Origin of the sequence: Rufibacter latericius, assembly GCF_003721515.1 — a bacterium.
GTDB lineage: Bacteria > Bacteroidota > Bacteroidia > Cytophagales > Hymenobacteraceae > Nibribacter > Nibribacter latericius.
Window position 1 is genome coordinate 258,878 of the sequence record NZ_RJJD01000005.1, and the last position, 16,451, is coordinate 275,328.

Annotated in this window: 17 protein-coding genes; 10 read left to right on the forward strand and 7 right to left on the reverse strand. The window is 49.4% G+C overall.

The window, feature by feature from the left end:
- Positions 1-188 precede the first annotated feature (188 nt).
- The 6 genes from EFB08_RS10675 (at position 189) to EFB08_RS10695 (ending at position 3,437) form a co-directional block, all read left to right on the forward strand.
- On the forward strand, positions 189-560 hold the full coding sequence (locus tag EFB08_RS10675) for a phage holin family protein (protein WP_123126933.1): 372 nt from the start codon (positions 189-191) through the stop codon (positions 558-560).
- Between the two features lie 14 nt (positions 561-574).
- A complete protein-coding gene (locus tag EFB08_RS10680; RefSeq protein WP_123126934.1) occupies positions 575-1,231 on the forward strand; it encodes a hypothetical protein in 657 nt (218 codons plus the stop codon).
- Positions 1,191-1,970 (forward strand): geranylgeranylglyceryl/heptaprenylglyceryl phosphate synthase, encoded by a 780-nt coding sequence (locus EFB08_RS10685; protein WP_123126935.1) that lies wholly within the window; start codon positions 1,191-1,193, stop codon positions 1,968-1,970. Before EFB08_RS10680 ends, EFB08_RS10685 begins: the two co-directional genes overlap by 41 nt.
- Positions 1,971-2,030: 60 nt before the next feature.
- Complete coding sequence (locus tag EFB08_RS23475; protein ID WP_165864859.1) at positions 2,031-2,174, forward strand: hypothetical protein; 144 nt, start codon at positions 2,031-2,033, stop codon at positions 2,172-2,174.
- Positions 2,175-2,390: 216 nt separating this feature from the next.
- Positions 2,391-2,798, forward strand: a complete 408-nt coding sequence (rnk, locus tag EFB08_RS10690) for a nucleoside diphosphate kinase regulator (RefSeq protein ID WP_123127058.1) — start codon at positions 2,391-2,393, stop codon at positions 2,796-2,798.
- Between the two features lie 198 nt (positions 2,799-2,996).
- Positions 2,997-3,437 (forward strand): SpoIIAA family protein, encoded by a 441-nt coding sequence (locus tag EFB08_RS10695; RefSeq protein WP_123126936.1) that lies wholly within the window; start codon positions 2,997-2,999, stop codon positions 3,435-3,437.
- A gap of 133 nt (positions 3,438-3,570) precedes the next feature.
- Here the strand turns inward: EFB08_RS10695 and EFB08_RS10700 are convergent, their stop codons facing one another.
- The 7 genes from EFB08_RS10700 to panC form a co-directional block, all read right to left on the reverse strand.
- Entirely contained in the window at positions 3,571-4,491 is a 921-nt protein-coding gene (locus EFB08_RS10700) for a helix-turn-helix domain-containing protein (RefSeq protein ID WP_123126937.1), read from the reverse strand.
- Between the two features lie 168 nt (positions 4,492-4,659).
- Complete coding sequence (locus tag EFB08_RS10705; RefSeq protein WP_123126938.1) at positions 4,660-5,799, reverse strand: acyl-CoA dehydrogenase; 1,140 nt, start codon at positions 5,797-5,799, stop codon at positions 4,660-4,662.
- Between the two features lie 222 nt (positions 5,800-6,021).
- On the reverse strand, positions 6,022-6,681 hold the full coding sequence (locus EFB08_RS10710) for a zinc metallopeptidase (RefSeq protein WP_123126939.1): 660 nt from the start codon (positions 6,679-6,681) through the stop codon (positions 6,022-6,024).
- A gap of 40 nt (positions 6,682-6,721) precedes the next feature.
- Positions 6,722-7,213 carry a D-glycero-beta-D-manno-heptose 1-phosphate adenylyltransferase gene (rfaE2, locus tag EFB08_RS10715; RefSeq protein ID WP_123126940.1) on the reverse strand — a complete coding sequence of 164 codons (492 nt, stop codon included), beginning with the start codon at positions 7,211-7,213 and terminating at the stop codon, positions 6,722-6,724.
- 117 nt (positions 7,214-7,330) lie between these two features.
- Positions 7,331-8,344 carry a lysylphosphatidylglycerol synthase transmembrane domain-containing protein gene (locus EFB08_RS10720; RefSeq protein ID WP_123126941.1) on the reverse strand — a complete coding sequence of 338 codons (1,014 nt, stop codon included), beginning with the start codon at positions 8,342-8,344 and terminating at the stop codon, positions 7,331-7,333.
- An 11-nt stretch (positions 8,345-8,355) separates the two neighbouring features.
- Positions 8,356-8,703 (reverse strand): aspartate 1-decarboxylase, encoded by a 348-nt coding sequence (panD, locus tag EFB08_RS10725; RefSeq protein ID WP_123126942.1) that lies wholly within the window; start codon positions 8,701-8,703, stop codon positions 8,356-8,358.
- 87 nt (positions 8,704-8,790) lie between these two features.
- On the reverse strand, positions 8,791-9,630 hold the full coding sequence (gene panC, locus EFB08_RS10730; RefSeq protein WP_123126943.1) for a pantoate--beta-alanine ligase: 840 nt from the start codon (positions 9,628-9,630) through the stop codon (positions 8,791-8,793).
- Positions 9,631-9,772: 142 nt separating this feature from the next.
- Here panC and EFB08_RS10735 point away from each other — a divergent pair, with 142 nt between their 5' ends.
- The 4 genes from EFB08_RS10735 (at position 9,773) to EFB08_RS10750 (ending at position 16,447) form a co-directional block, all read left to right on the forward strand.
- Entirely contained in the window at positions 9,773-10,585 is an 813-nt protein-coding gene (locus EFB08_RS10735; RefSeq protein ID WP_123126944.1) for a glycogen/starch synthase, read from the forward strand.
- Positions 10,569-11,975 (forward strand): DUF4270 family protein, encoded by a 1,407-nt coding sequence (locus EFB08_RS10740; protein WP_165864860.1) that lies wholly within the window; start codon positions 10,569-10,571, stop codon positions 11,973-11,975. The genes EFB08_RS10735 and EFB08_RS10740 overlap by 17 nt, the downstream gene beginning before the upstream one ends.
- Before the next feature lie 40 nt (positions 11,976-12,015).
- Positions 12,016-13,854 carry a glutamine--fructose-6-phosphate transaminase (isomerizing) gene (glmS, locus tag EFB08_RS10745; RefSeq protein ID WP_123126946.1) on the forward strand — a complete coding sequence of 613 codons (1,839 nt, stop codon included), beginning with the start codon at positions 12,016-12,018 and terminating at the stop codon, positions 13,852-13,854.
- A 592-nt stretch (positions 13,855-14,446) separates the two neighbouring features.
- Positions 14,447-16,447: a DUF1800 domain-containing protein gene (locus EFB08_RS10750; protein WP_123126947.1), complete on the forward strand. Its 2,001-nt coding sequence runs from the start codon at positions 14,447-14,449 to the stop codon at positions 16,445-16,447.
- Positions 16,448-16,451 lie beyond the last annotated feature (4 nt).

Genomic DNA, 16,451 nt, shown 5'->3' on the forward strand with positions numbered 1-16,451 from the left:
GGTGGCTACGTGCCCTTGTGTTTTTGCCTCATTTTCTGAAAACGGGCCCTTAAACGGCAGTAGATATCTTACCCGATGGGTTATCCGTAAGAAGCCTATATCCGTATGGATTTCTGAGGAAGAATTTTTTCGGAATATTTTCCGCCGATGTTCCGTATATCTCCTACGCACCATCAACAAAACGACACATGGCTACCGAAGACAAAAGTAAAACCGACAGCATCATAGCAAACCTGATGGGGTACATTGATACCCGCATTGACCTGGTCAAACTTGATCTGCAAACCAAGCTGAAAAGCATCTTTGTGAGCACCGTCCACGGGGTGTTGCTTGGGCTGGTGGGTCTCATGGTGCTGCTGTTCCTCAACATATTCCTGGCCCTGTTGTTGAACGACTTGCTGGATAGCCGTTTCTGGGGCTTCGGGATTATCACCCTTTTTTACCTTATCTTGCTCGTGATTTTAATTGTGGGGCTAGATAAGAAAGTGTTCCAGGGCATGGCCGACAAGGCGTTCCGGAATACGATCTACAAGACCGATGAATCTGACCAAACCATCTAACTATATCTGCTGCCATGAGCGAACTAAACAATCCGCTTTTTGATGACCCCCGCGAGTTTCTGGAGCGTCAAAAGGAAGAATATAAAAATGCCTTACTCAGCGATGTCACTGACCTCAAAGACCAGTCCCAGAAAGTGGGGAAAAACCTGGCCATTGCCGCTGGCGTGGTGGGAGGCATCTATTTCTTGAGCAGAGCCTTTGGGAAAGGGAAAGACGCTAAACCCAAAAAGAAAAAGAAAAGCAACCGCCTGGAGAACCCGGCTCGCTTCAAAGGTGCCGAAGACCGCGCCTGGATTTCCTCTATCCCCGAGGTGGAAGACGATGAGCCTATCTACAGCGCCATAGAACGCACCTATCCTGCTTTTTACCACCCCAATACCGGCACGGTGGCGGCATCGCCCCGTCGTTTCCAGCACAAAGAGGAAACTTCTGGCCTGAAGGCATTCTTCCAGTCAGATTTATTTAAGATATTGGAGCAACAGTTGGCGGCCCTGCTGATGGTTTACCTCACCAAAGTGGTGGAAGAACATCTGCACACCCAACCTTCCAAAGCGCAGCCGAACCTATCGCAGCCGCTGCTGGTGGAAGGCACCACTGTTGATTACGAATTACAGCCTGACCCAACCACGAATGCCCAGCCGCTTACATCACCCCCTCTTTCCAGTTTCTAATACCCCAGACACCGCCAACCGCCCCAAACGATTGGCGGTGCTCCTGGACCCTGACCACCTCACCGTTGCCCGCTGCCAGGAGATCCTGACGCTGAGCCATCGGCACGAGGTGGATTTCTTTTTCATGGGCGGCAGCCTGATCTCTAACCCAGACCAGGCCTCGTTTGTGAGCTACATCAAGCAGCACAGCTCCATACCGGTAATCCTGTTCCCCAGCAGCGGCCTCTACATAGACGCCCAGGCCGATGGCATGCTGCTGCTCTCCCTAATCTCGGGCCGAAACCCTGATTTCCTGATTGGTCAGCACGTGGCGGCGGCTCCCTTGCTCCAAAGCAGCGGCCTACCCCTTTACCCTACTGGTTATATGCTCATTGACTCGGGGCGCCAGACCACGGCCTCTTACATGAGCGGTACCACCCCTATTCCGCATGACAAGCCTTCTATTGCCGCCGCCACAGCGCTGGCTGGCCAGATGTTGGGGTTGCAGTACATGTACTTAGACGGCGGAAGCGGCGCCATGTACCCCGTAAATGCGGCCATGATCCAGGCCGTGCGGCAGGCAGTCTCGGTGCCCATTATTGTGGGCGGCGGCGTGAACACCTCTGAGAAAGCCGAAGCCGCCTGGAAAGCCGGCGCCGATATTCTGGTGGTAGGCAACCACATTGAGAAGAGTCCGCAGTTTATCTCAGAGGTAAGTGAAGTGAAACAGCGCTTCAACGTGGCACTTCCGCAGGAGTAGGCGTACCCCTGTTGCTTTTGATGTCCTTTAGGGCTATATTTGATAATACCCCTTTAAAACATGTATCCGTTCAGAGACCTACCCAACACCGCTATGCAGCCTTTCTCCGGCTTGGTGGCAGCGTCTCATCATGCCTCCCTGCGTGATGTCCTGAACGGCTATTGCCTTTTCTTTTTCACCTCGCCCAAAGACTTTAATAAGTAAGCCGGAAGCATAATCCGGCACCATTCCCTTTTGCCGTTTCCAGCGAGAGATGGAGGACTTATGTTCTCTTATCTCCCGCTGGAAACGGCTTCTTCTTTTCCGGTTTTTCCCTGTGATGAGCACGCACTACAATTTGCCTGTACTTATTCACCGCCTCGCTGGGAGCTGGGAAAGGATCCTCTTCTCGCATATCTATCCACCTTGATTTTTACCTATATGAACGCTTCTGCTTATTTAACCCAACAAGACTATGAACGTCTTCATCTGCTAGTACTGGCGCAACGGTCTGTGGCCCCTGCCGCCATGGTAGAGGGCCTTTGCAAGGAATTACGCACCGCTACCCTTATTCCGGCCGAGCAAGTACCCGAAGACGTGGTCACCATGAACTCGCAGGTGCGCCTGCGCGAGAAGAAGAGCAACACCGTGCTGGAACTCACCCTGGTGTACCCCAAACACGCTGACGTGGCCACCCGCAAGATTTCCGTGCTGGCTCCGGTAGGCTTTGCCATTTTGGGCAGACAAGTGGGCCAGGAAGTGGAGTGCCCGGCCCCACGCGGAACCCTGCGCTACCAGATTGAACAAGTGATCTACCAGCCAGAAGCCGCCGGCGATTGGTCTCTGTGAAACCCTGCTGTTGCCTCACCCCTGTTCCTCGTTTCTGTTTTTGGCTTAATTTTTGGGAAGGAACCCCAAAGAACAACAGGTGGCGCTAGCGTTTACAGATATCTGAAGGCGAGCGGCACGTGTCTTTGGCAGAGGCGAGCGGGCAGACTGGCCCGGCTTGCCTCCTATTTTAATGTGTTTTATTTAAACGGCTGTGTTATGAGATCAGACCTTGTGAATGCCTTTGGGAACGTGTATCTCACTATTTCCTTAGATCATGAAAACCGCTGGATACAGGCTACCTGGCAGGGCTACTCTACCCCAGAAACGGTTAGATCAGGGATGGAGGCTTATACAAAGGCCTTGCAAGAGGCAGATTACAGTGACATGCTCATAGACACCCGTACCATGGTGGGTTCCTGGAACCACTCCCTGGATTGGACCCTAGAGGAGTGGGCTCCGCAAGCCGCCAAAGCTGGTTTGCGGCACTACGCCTTGGTGGTCAACCCCGAGACCTTTGCCGAGGCTACCGCCGATGCCTTCTATGCCAATGTGCAGTCTTTTAAAGCCGAAGTTTTTGCAGATCTGGCCACGGCCCGGGCATGGTTGCGCCGGAGCCGTCTCCTTCCCAAAGAAACCAGCTATTCTTTCAGCATCTAACCGATCTGGAAATCCAAAGAAAACGCCTCATTACAACATACTATAAAATGTGTTTTAAGGCTCATTTTCCTAAAACACCCTTAAAACAGAAAGGCCCGCTTGTGGCGGGCCTTTCCAGTTCAATATAAGATGCTTACACGTTCATAGATGACTCACGACGGCGCATTTTACCGGCCGGAATCCCGAACATCATCTTGAAGCGGCGGCAGAAGTACGCGGTGTCTTTGTACCCCACATCTTTCCCGATCTCGCGGATGCTTTTCTTGGTAGTGCGCAGCAAGAATACGGCACGCTCCATACGCTGGTATTCAATGTAGTCCTGCGGGTTGATACCAGTCAGCATTTTGAAGTACTGGCCTACATAGTCTTCAGAAACGTTGGCCACGTTGCTGAGGACTTTGTTAGACAAGTCGCCACCCAGGTTCTCTTTGATGTAGTTGAACAGGTCAATGAGGCGTGGGTCTTTAAAGTAAGTACTGTTGGTAGCCAGCTGCTCCACAAACATCTTGTTCTTTAAGATGTAACGGATCAGTTCTACCACCATCTGCTCAGTGTACAGGCTGATGATGCGCTCCTTGCCCGGCAAGTCCTGCATGCTCTCCTCTACAATCTTAATCACCAGCGTAGCCATCTTGTTGCTGGTAATCACGAACGCCGGCACCTCCAGGGAAGTGAAGAAGTTCACTGAGTCAAATACCTTGGCCTCAAAGCTCACGAAGCTGTGGCTGTCATCGGCTTCGCCAATCAGGTCAAGATCGTTGTTGCTTTTGAAAAACTTGTCTTTGGTAGTAATATAATCATCATTAGAGATAACCCGGCTCTCGGTATCTCCATAATACAGCTTAGTACTCCGGCCACCCGGGATGAAGAGCAATTGCCCCTCTTCTGCTACTTGTTTATCGTCTCCGAAAGCAACAATGCCGTTGTGCACTAATAAGAGGTTGTTACCAACATCATAGTAGTTACGCACAGTGAGCGGCTGCTGCAACACCAGGTTTTTAGCCTTGATGTAGCGCACTTTCAGCGACTCAATTATTTTATTGTAATCTTCCATGTAAGGGAACTTGTTAAAGGGTTTTAACTTATGTTGATTTTTTAAGTTGTCTGTCGGTTTAAAATTAGTACTTATCTTTTAAGTTATCAAACAAAAAAGTTCTATATTTATAAACAGACAAATACTATATACTTAAAATTCAACCTTAAACGTTAATTTACCACTTTTCTATTTCAATATCTCCCTTGAGATTACTATTTTCTGAATCTCTGATGTTCCCTCGTAAATTTGCGTGATTTTGGCATCGCGCATGAGGCGCTCTACGTGGTATTCTTTCACAAACCCGTACCCTCCGTGTATTTGAACGGCCTCAACGGCGGTATCCATGGCTATTTTAGAGGCGAAAAGCTTGGCCATTGCGCCAGATTTTGAGTAATCGCGCTGGGCATCTTTATCGGCGGCGGCCTGCAGGCAAAGCAGACGAGCAGCATCAATATTAGTGGCCATATCGGCTAGCTTGAACTGAATGGCCTGGTGCTGCGAAATAGGCACGCCAAACGCTTTACGCTCCTTAGAATACTTCAACGACAGCTCGTACGCCCCAGAGGCGATGCCCAGTGCCTGCGAGGCAATGCCAATACGGCCCCCGTTCAACGTAGACATGGCAAACTTGAACCCGAACCCGTCTTCCCCGATGCGGTTTTCCTTTGGCACCTTCACGTCAGTGAACATCAGGGAGTGCGTGTCTGACCCTCTGATTCCTAATTTATTCTCTTTCGGCCCAATTTCAAAGCCCGGCATCCCTTTTTCTACAATTAAAGCGTTGATGCCTCTGTGGCGCAGTTCTGGGTTGGTCTGGGCAATGACCAGGTACACCGATGCCGTGCTGCCGTTGGTGATCCAGTTCTTGGTACCGTTGAGCAGGTAGTGGTCACCCATGTCTACGGCCGTGGTGCGCTGCATGGTGGCGTCTGAGCCAGCCTCTGGTTCAGATAGACAGAATGCGCCAATGATCTCACCGGTAGCTAGGCGCGTCAGGTATTTCTGCTTCTGCTCTTCGTTTCCGTATTTCTCCAAGCCCCAGCACACCAGGGAATTGTTCACCGACATCACTACCGAGGCCGAGGCATCAACCTTAGAGATTTCTTCCATGGCCAGCACATACGAAACGGTATCCATTCCGCCGCCGCCGTACTTAGGGTCTACCATCATGCCCAGGAAACCCAGTTCGCCCATCATCTTGATCTGCTCAGCGGGGAACTTCTGGTGCTCGTCACGCTCAATCACTCCGGGCAACAATTCAGTCTGGGCGAAGTCACGGGCCGCTTCCTGCACGGCTAAATGTTCTTCGGTTAGTTTAAAGTCCATATAATGCGTTAAGTATGATTCCTTAGGGGATATGTTTGATAAACAAAATTAAACAAAATTTAGTATGCAAGCAGCCTACTCTAGACTAAACTTAAAACAAAGCTAACAATTGTTAGGTTTCAATGCTACTTCTTTAAAACAGCCTGAAAACGGAGATGCAGCCCACAAAAAAAGAGGACAACCTGCGCTGTCCTCTTTTACATATAACTGACCTAAAGGTTCCTAGTCTCTGCGTCCGGTAAGCATGGAAGCATAATAAAGAAGCGTCGCCAATGAACCGATGGCGGCTACCACATACGTCATGGCGGCCCATTTCAAAGCGTCTTTGGCCATGCCGTGCTCCTGGGTTGTCACCACACCCCGAGTATCCATCCAGGCTAAGGCGCGCTTGCTGGCGTCAAACTCCACTGGTAGTGTGATAAAGCTGAACAGGGTAGTCAAGGCAAACAACAGCACACCAATTGCCAATGGAATTGGCGTAGTCTGGATCAACAGGACACCAATTAACAGAATCCACTGCATGTAGCGGCTGGCCACGCTCAGGGCCGGAACCATGGCTGAACGGAACTTCAGGAAGGTATAGGCTTTCGCGTGCTGCACGGCATGCCCGCATTCGTGGGCTGCTACGGCAGCCGCGGCGGCGCTTCTACCCTCGTACACCGGTTCGCTCAGGTTCACGGTTTTATCGGCGGGGTTGTAGTGGTCGGTCAGTCTACCCGGGGTAGAGATGACCCGTACATCGGTGATCCCGTTATCGGCTAGCATCATTTCCGCGACCTCGCGTCCGCTGAGCCCCGACCGGAGCCCCAGCTTGGAGTACTTCTCAAACTTGCTTTTCAACATCCAGCTGACCAACGCCGAGGCCAGCATCATTGCAATCATTATTATCCAAATACCGCCCATTTCTTTCTCTCTTTTAAGGTTAACACTGTTGGTCTCCCAGGATTTTACGCACCACCTGTGAAGTAGAATACCCCTTCACCAGCGGAATGGTTTTCACGGCGCCTCCTCTTGCCAGAACCACGTCATGCCCTACTATGTTTTCCAGGGCATAATCATCGCCTTTCACCAAGATGTCTGGCCCTACCGCTTCAATCAATTCCAGCGGGGTTTCCTGGTCAAACAACACTATAGCATCTGTAAACCAAAAGGATGCCATAACCCTTATACGTGACATTTCGTCTTGTAATGGCCTGGAAGGCCCTTTTATTCTACTGACAGATTGGTCAGTATTCAGGCCTATCACCAGCTTGTCTCCTAAAAGCCGTGCCCGCTCCAGATAATCTACGTGGCCCATGTGCACGATGTCAAAGCACCCGTTGGTGAACACAATCTTCTGCCCTTGCGCCCGCCATTCTTCTACTTTAGACAATAGCCGAGGAAGCGTCACGATTTTCTCTTCGGAAGGAAGCATATTCTAAGGATTGGTGAAAAAACGAATAAACAGGAAAGGGCTACCCCGTTGAAAACAAAACGGGAAAACAGGATTTCTGTTTTAAACCTGATTTAAGGAAAAGAGGCTGAAAACAACCTAAGCGACTTGCTTTGCCGGCTGTTTTTTGGTTTGAGCAAGACTCACCACCAAGCTAATTCCGCCCATGACCACCACTAGAAGGGCTCCCGAGGTATGGGTGATGAGTGCGTAGGCCATTCCTTTGTCCAGCGGCACGGCATACAGCAGAAGGGCCGTCCTCACCAGAATATGGTATACCCCTATACCGCCCTGCACCGGCGCCGCCATGCCCAACCCGCCCACGACCAGAATAGCCATGCCGGCTTGCCAGGAGAGGTCCTGCGTACTGGGCAATGCAAAGAAAGCAAGGTAGGTGGTCAGGAAATAGGAGACCCAGATAAAGAGCGTGTGGAAAATGAAAGCGCCTTTCTGCTCCATCTTACTGATGCTGAAAATGCCTTCCCAGAGTCCGCGCGCAAAGTCACTCAGTTTCCTGAAGACCGGGTTTCTGCGTAGCTTCTCCAGGTTCCGGTAGATATACCCAATGGTAATCCCAGCCCCGATGACGGCAACAGCTCCTAATATATAGAGCGTCTGCAGGTTCTGCTGAAAACTACTGAACCGTTCAGAGAAAATCTCCAGGAAAAAGTCTTTCAGGCGCTCAAACTCCAGCAACAAGGTAAGGCCCATGCACACCAGCAGCATGACCAGATCAATGACCCGCTCTGTGATCACGGTGCCTATGGAGACATTCACCGGCACATTTGCCGAGCGCCTCAGCAAGGTACACCTGATCAGTTCGCCCGCCCGGGGCAGAACAATGTTGGCCAGGTACCCCACCATCAGGGAATGGTACGTCTGCGAATTGGTTGGTTTATATCCCAGTGGGGCATACTGCATGCGCCAGCGGATAGCCCGGCTCACATACCCCGCCACCGATAAAAGTACCGTGGCAATGACCCAGCTATACCTTACCTGCGCCAGTTCTGCCTTTACCGCCGCAAAATTGATGCTACGCAACGCATACCCCATCAAGAACACCGATATTGCCAGCAGCAACAGGTATTTCAGTACGGTGACGGTTTTCTTCATGCCAGGGCGAACTATACTAGCCGATTGTGCTGGTCAGGGAAAATAACCGTGGGTTCGTGCGTACGGGCGTCCGCAAAATTGATCAAAGCATAAGAGATGATAATGATGATATCCCCTACCTGAACCCTGCGGGCCGCCGGTCCATTCAGGCAGATCATACCACTGCCCCGTTCCCCTTTAATGATATAAGTCTCGAACCGCTCGCCGTTGTTCACGTTCACGATTGTTACTTTTTCATGGGGAACCATGTTGGCTGCATCCAAAAGATCTTCGTCTATGGTAATGCTTCCCACATAATGCAACTCGGCCTGCGTTACCTTAGCCCGATGTATCTTGGATTTAAGAACTTCAATCTGCATCAAAATAATCTAAAAACATGCAAAGTTAGAGATTATTTATGAGACAAGCAGATTGTTCGCGCACTGCTTTCCAGATAGCGCCGGCGTTTACAGCAGAACGTTGTCAATGAGCCGCACCTCACCCAGAAAAGCAGCCAGGCACAAGGCTACCGGCACGTTTTCATTCACTTCTTCCAGGGGCTGTAGCGTCTGGGCATGCACCACCTCCAGGTATTCTAGCCTGATTTCCGGAAACAAGGCCAAAAACGCTTCTGCCTCTTTCCGGGCTTCTTCTACCGTAGCGGTGCGCAGTTTTTCCCGCAGAAGCTGCAGCGCCTCAAATAACTTGGGCGCCACTTGCCGTTGCCCTGAGCTTAAGCGCCGGTTTCTGGAAGACATGGCCAAACCATCTTCCTCCCTTATGATAGGGAAACACACCAACTCTAGGTCAAAACTCAGGTCAAGGACTAATTGCTGCACGATGGCAAACTGCTGCAAATCTTTCTGCCCGAAAAAGGCTTGGTGCGGTTTCACCAAATGAAAGAGTTTGCTGACTACCGTGGCCACCCCATTGAAGTGCCCCGGGCGGTGCGCCCCTTCCATCACCCGCTCCAGTTCCCCAAAATCAAAGGACAGGATGGCTTTCTGCCGGTACATTTCTTCAGACGTGGGGGCGAAAAGGATATCACAGCCTTCCTGGTCCAGCATCTGGGCATCCTTCTCCAGCAGTCGCGGGTACAGGCGGTAATCCTCCGCGTTGTTGAACTGCACTGGGTTCACGAAAACACTGCACACGGTCACATCATTCTGCTTTTTGGCGGCCCTGAGCAGAGACAGATGCCCCTCGTGCAAGGCACCCATGGTAGGCACAAAACCGATCCGTTTGCCTTGCTGGCGCAGCAGCTCTGTGTGGCGCCGGATATCAGATAAAGAAGTAAGCTGCAACATGGAGGGCTGCGGATTTAATTAGATAGTGACAAAAAACGCCAAAGGTAGGATTTTATTCAAATAAATTGAGAATCAGCCGATAATTGCTTAATTTTGCATTTCGCAATGACTGTTGCCTATTTACTTTTAATCACTCCAACCTATGTCCAAATTGAGAATCTTATACGCGGCCACTGAGATTGATCCCTTTCTGCAAACCACAAAAGTAGCGGAATTCCTGAGGATGTTGCCACAAGCGATGCAAGAGCGTGGGATGGAAGTTCGGATTTTTGTGCCCCGCTTTGGGCTGATCAACGAACGCAAGAACCGTTTGCATGAGGTTGTCCGCCTTTCTGGCATAAACATTGCCGTAGGCGAAGAGGAAAAACCCCTGATTATCAAGGTAGCCTCTATTCCTAATGCCAAGCTACAGGTATATTTCATTGACAACGAAGACTATTTCCACCGCAAATCCGTTTTGGTGGACAAAGACAATAAATTTTATCCAGACAATGATGAGCGGGCCATCTTTTTCTGCAAAGGTGTGTTAGAGACCGTGAAGAAACTAGGCTGGGCGCCGGATATTGTACACTGCAATGACTGGATGACAAGCCTGATTCCGCTGTACCTGAAGAGCACCTACAAGAATGATCCTATTTTCAAGACGGCAAAATCTGTTTTCTCTGTGTACAACAGCGAGTTCGCCCACAAATTTGAGGGTGATTTGCTGGAGAAAGCCAAAATGCTGGACATTGAAGATGAAATGCTGACTAACCTGAGAGCCGGTGATTTTGGTGCATTCATCAAAATGGGCATGCAGTACGCTGATATGGTGATCAAGTCAAATGAGGATTTCAGTGACAACCTCAATGCAATGTTTCAGGAGTACAACAACACCAAGCAGATCAACACCATTAGCTCAGACGAAAACACCCTTGATTCTTACTTTAACCTGTATAATGAACTTGCGAATTAGTAAAGCAGCAGCTGTACTCTTTATATCCTCTTTCTTTTTCACCGCCTGCGAAGACCCTACGGCTATTGGCCTGGAACTTCAGGAACCAGGCACGCAGATTGGGACTTCCTACACAGACACGGCTACTGTAAGGGCTTCTACGGTTTTGTTGAAAGATTCCATTATTGGTTTAGGCGCAACGCGGGTGCAAGTAGGCAGAATCTCAGACAATGCTTTTGGAACAGTAACGGCCAAAACCTACGCTGAATTTGCTCCTCTTTCTTTCCCTACCAATGCAGACTCTATTGATGTCTCCAGAGGTGCCGACTCTCTGATTATTAACCTGGATTATAATTATGCTTTCGGAGATACCACCAAGGAAATCTCCATGAACGTGCACCGGCTTACGCAAGCCTTCAGAGATGATGAAACCTACTTCACCTCTGAAGCTTTAACGTATGATAACACCCCTGTAGGCTCTGTCACCTTTAAACCGCAGCCTAACACTACCTATAAAAGCACTACTGACACCAGTCAGACTCTTCCGGTTGTGGTTAGGATAAAGCTTACGGGAAGCTTCGCCAACGAGGTTTTGCAGACTTTAGCGCAGACAAGTGGCACCGCGGCGTTTATTAATGTCATGAACGGTCTGGCTCTGGTGCCTGCTGCCGGTTCTGACGAACAAGGAAGCATCATCGGGTTCTTGCCAACGTCTACCAATACCACCTTAACGTTGCACTACAAGTCAAAGAAGAACATTGCCAAGACTACTACTTTGCTTTTCACTGACCGGTATTACAACCAGATTGAAGGAGACAGAACCGGTACTTCTTTGGCTTCTTTGACCACCAATGCCAGCAGCCTGTCCTCTCAGGAAGCGGGCAACCGGACGTATCTGCAGGCCGGAACAGGACTCGTGACCAAAATAGAACTTCCGCATATCTCCAACTTCCGGAAAACGGTTTCAGGGAGAGAGCAGAACCTTGCCATCAACAAAGCAGAGTTGATTATCCCAGTGGTAGAGTCTACGGTGATCTCCAGAAAAGACTCCTCTATGCTGCCTCCGGTGATTTCAGTGGTGGAAGCAACAACTTCTAACAGGATCGCATTAAACCAAGGGATACCCAGTGCTCTGCTGGCAGAAAGTTCTACTACGCCTGCTACTCTTCAGTACAGAGGGAAAAAAGGAGGCTATGTGTATGTAGTCAACATTACCAGCTACATGCAGAACCTGCTTTATAACGTGAGAGCGAACAATGGCCTGATTCTTCTGCCATCTAACGTGAGTAGTTCTCTTTCTACGCCCAGCAATTTAGCCCAAACCGTAAACCGGGCCATTCTTGAAGCCAATCAAAGCCCCAGCGCTGAGCGACGGATCAAGCTGAGACTCTTCTATTCAACTGCTCAATAATTATTTTTATACCCCTAGCTAAAAAGTAGATTACATCACTATGTGTGGAATAGTAGCTTATGTAGGTCAGAGAGAAGCCTGCCCCATTATCTTGAAAGGATTGAAGCGTTTGGAGTACCGCGGCTATGATAGTGCCGGAGTTGCTTTACTGAACGATGGTGACCTTAAGGTTTTCAAAAAGAAAGGAAAGGTTGCCGATTTAGAAGCGCATATTGGTTCTCAGGACACCAGCAGCACCATTGGTATTGGCCATACCCGTTGGGCAACCCACGGAGAGCCGAATGATGCCAACGCGCACCCCCATTACTCAACCTCCAAGAAGATCGCTATTATCCATAATGGCATCATTGAGAACTACGCTTCTCTCAAGAAGCACTTACTTAACAAAGGCTACGAGTTCCACAGTGATACTGACTCTGAGGTTTTCGTTAACCTGATTGAGGATGTACAGAAAAACAGCAATGTTTCTTTAGCTGAGGCTGTACGCCTGGCCTTGCACGAAGTAGTAGGCGCTTACGCTATTGTGGTAATTTCACACGATTCTCCTACCCAACTGGTAGCTGCCCGTAAAGGAAGTCCATTGGTGATTGGCGTAGGCAAAGGAGAGTACTTCCTGGCTTCAGACGCAACTCCCATCATTGAGTATACCAATGAAGTAGTATACCTGAATGACTTCGAGATTGCCGTCATCAAAGACGGTGTCCTGGACATTCGTACCAAAGAAGACGTGGTACAGACGCCTTACATCCAGAAACTGGAATTGGAGCTGGAAGCCATTGAAAAAGGTGGTTACCCGCACTTCATGCTGAAAGAGATCTTTGAGCAGCCCCGTTCTATCATGGACAGCATGCGTGGCCGTTTGGTGGCCGAAAATACGCAACTGACCATGTCCAGCATCAGAGAATATGCTACCCGTTTTAAAAACGCTGACCGCATTATCATTGTGGCCTGTGGAACATCCTGGCACGCTGGCTTAGTAGCTGAGTACATGATCGAGGAATTTGCCCGTATCCCGGTTGAGGTGGAATACGCGTCTGAGTTCCGTTACCGGAACCCGGTAATCCGTGAAGGAGATATCGTGGTGGCTATTTCCCAGTCTGGAGAAACGGCTGATACCTTGGCTGCCTTGGAATTGGCCAAAGCTAAAGGAGCCATGATCTTTGGAGTATGTAACGTGGTAGGTTCTTCTATTGCGCGGGCAACCGATGCAGGTGCATATACCCACGCTGGTCCAGAGATTGGGGTAGCTAGTACCAAAGCCTTCACTGCCCAGGTTACGGTTCTCTCGCTCATCGCGATGATGATTGCGGAGATGCGCGGCACCATGGAATTAACTGCTTTACGTAGCTTGATGTTGGAGATGGAGAAAATTCCTGCCAAAGTAGAGCAAGCGCTTCAGTTAGACAAAGAAATCCAGGCAATCTCTGAGATCTTCAAAGATGCCACCAACTTCATCTACTTGGGCCGTGGCTTTAACTTCCCGGTTGCTCTGGAAGGCGCTTTGAAGCTGAAAGAAATCTCTTACATCCACGCAGAAGGATACCCGGCGGCAGAAATGAAGCACGGACCTATTGCGTTGATCGATGAGAACATGCCGGTGGTGGTGATCGCTACCAAAGACAGTTCTTACGAGAAGATTGTTTCTAACGTACAGGAAGTAAGGGCTCGTAAAGGTAGAGTAATCGCGATCGTGACCGAAGGTGACACCGTGATCCCGCAGATGGCTGAGTTTGTAATTGAGGTGCCTAGTACCCACGAAGCCCTGATGCCGTTGATCTCGGTGATTCCTTTGCAGTTGTTGAGCTACCACATTGCCGTACTGCGCGGCTGTAACGTAGACCAACCCCGCAACTTAGCGAAATCAGTAACCGTTGAATAGACTTTGCTGTCAGTATATTGAAAAAGGGAAGCCCAACGGCTTCCCTTTTTGTTTGCCCTTATGTAGGGTATCTCTCAGCTTTAAGCTCCTTTTTAGAAAATAATCCTAAAACAACTTTACAGTTAGCTACGCCAAACTAATTCCATACTACGTGCCTTAAAGCATTTTAGTCCTCAGTTCAAAGAGACCCACAACATCCTCTTCTATTTTGAGCCTGTTTTCTATAAAAGTGGCCTAAAACAAACCCCATCGTTACTAGCATCTAACTTCTCAGTTAATCTTTTTTATCTCATCAGAACCCGAAACAAACTATATGACCTTATTAAGGTATAATAGAATATTTTCAATCACGTTTAAACTATTGTTGCTAATTTTAATCTAAAAAGGAAAGCGGGCGAGAACATAATTCACTGTATGTAACCGGTTTAGTTGAATCAATAAATAAGGTACAACGAAGTACATAGAACAGTAGGGAGAGGTTGAAACACCGTCTTGCAAGCTTGTTGATAAAGAAGAAAAATAGCTTTAAAGAGCTTAAATGGGTTAAAATCAGGCATTGGTTTTGGGTTAGCGGTAAACATAAGTTATCTGTATGAAAAATATTTTTAGACATCCCACTCCGGTACTGGTTTTCATACTATCCTTTTTCCTGCTTTCCTCATTTATTGGCACGGAAGAGCCTCTCCCCAAAGTGGCAAAATTCCCCTACAAAAAAGCGGGTTTAACAGAACGGCAAGCGGCCGCCCATTTGCTTAGTCGCTTCACCTTCGGCGCCAAGCCGGGGCAGGTTGAGGAGGTGGTAAAAATGGGACTGGAAAAGTGGTTTGCGCTGCAACTTCAGGCCAACATAGCTGACCCTGCTCTGGAGCAGAAATTGGCGCCTTACCGATCCCTGAAGATGTCTAATGAGCAGATTGTGTACTCTTATCCGCAGAAAGGGCAGATCCTAAAGCTAGGGATGCAGGAAGGCGTTTTCCATTTAGATTCCCTTAAGAACAGCGAACTTACCAAAGAAGGCCGTATTGCGCAACGGGAAAAGCTGGGCGCCTATATGCGGGAGAAAGGCTTTAAAAACCAGGGAGACCTGTACCAGGAGCTAATCGATCAGAAAATCATACGGGCGGCTTATTCAGAAAACCAGCTACAGGAGATACTCACCAGCTTTTGGTTTAACCATTTCAACGTGTCGCTTACCAATAAAAACTGCGACCTGTACCTTGTCGCTTATGAGCGGGACGTAATCAGACCAAACGTATTAGGCAAGTTCGAGACGATACTTCTGGCTACGGCTAAGTCTCCCGCCATGCTGGCGTACCTGGATAATTTTAAAAGCGTTGCTGCCACTCCCTCTTCTACGAATTCCCAAAAGCAGAAACAACAGCGCCAGGAACAAATGCTTGCAACACTCCATGCACAGGATACGACCCTGCAGAAAATGCAGCAGGCACAGAAAATAAAGACCGTCAGAAACAAACAGGGCCTTAATGAAAACTATGCCCGTGAGATCATGGAACTCCACACTCTGGGGGTAGACGGCGGCTATACCCAGCAAGACGTAACCCAGGCAGCGCGCATCTTAACCGGTTGGACCATCAACCCGGAGATGAACTACTTCAACCGTAAAAGGGCGGAGACTAAAAATTCAAATCAGGCGGAGGTATTGGCCAGGCAAGGCATTGTTCAGGAAGGTGATTTCTGGTTTGCCGCAAACAAGCACGATCAGGGACCTAAAGAAGTATTGGGCACCAGCTTTCCGGCGGGCGGAGGCTATGAAGAAGGCCTGAAACTCATCAAACTTCTGGCTCACCATCCCTCTACGGCAAAGTTCATCTCCACCAAACTGGCCATTCGGTTCGTGAATGACCGGCCCTCTCAGACCCTGATTGACAAGATGGCTAAAACCTTCCGGGAAAAGGATGGAGACATCAGGGAAGTACTGCTGACTATGGTGGCTGCGCCCGAGTTCTGGGGAAAAGAAGCCCTGCGGGAAAAGACGAAGTCTCCGTTTGAGTTGGCCATCAGCTCGGTGCGTAGCCTGAATGCCGAGGTGCAGGAGCCTAAGCAGCTTTACACCTGGATTACGAAAATGGGCGAGAAAATGTATTACTACCAAGCCCCCACTGGTTTTCCAGACAAAGGCACCTATTGGATCAACACCGGCTCCTTGCTCAACCGCATGAACTTTGGTCTAGCTTTGGCATCGCAGAAGATAAAAGGCATTTCCTTCGATTTGATGTCCCTGAACCAGAACCGGGAACCAGAGAGCGCCCAAGCAGCCCTGCTCACCTACAGTCAATTTCTGCTGCCCGAGCGGAACCTGGAAGCCACCATCAAGCGGTTAACCCCCACCCTGAATGACCCTGATTTCGGGAAGAAAGTGGATGCCGCCGCTAACAAGAAGCCTGCCCTCGCCCAAAAAGAACCCCAGGAACAGGAAGACCAGATGATGATGGAGTCAGGGAATAAAGAGGCTAGGAACGTGAAAAAGAACCCCGCCAATACTCCAGCGTCCTCCCTTAAAGGAGGAAATACGCCCATGCTGGCGCAAGTAGTAGGCATTATTATTGGTTCCCCTGAGTTTCAGCGTAGATAAATTC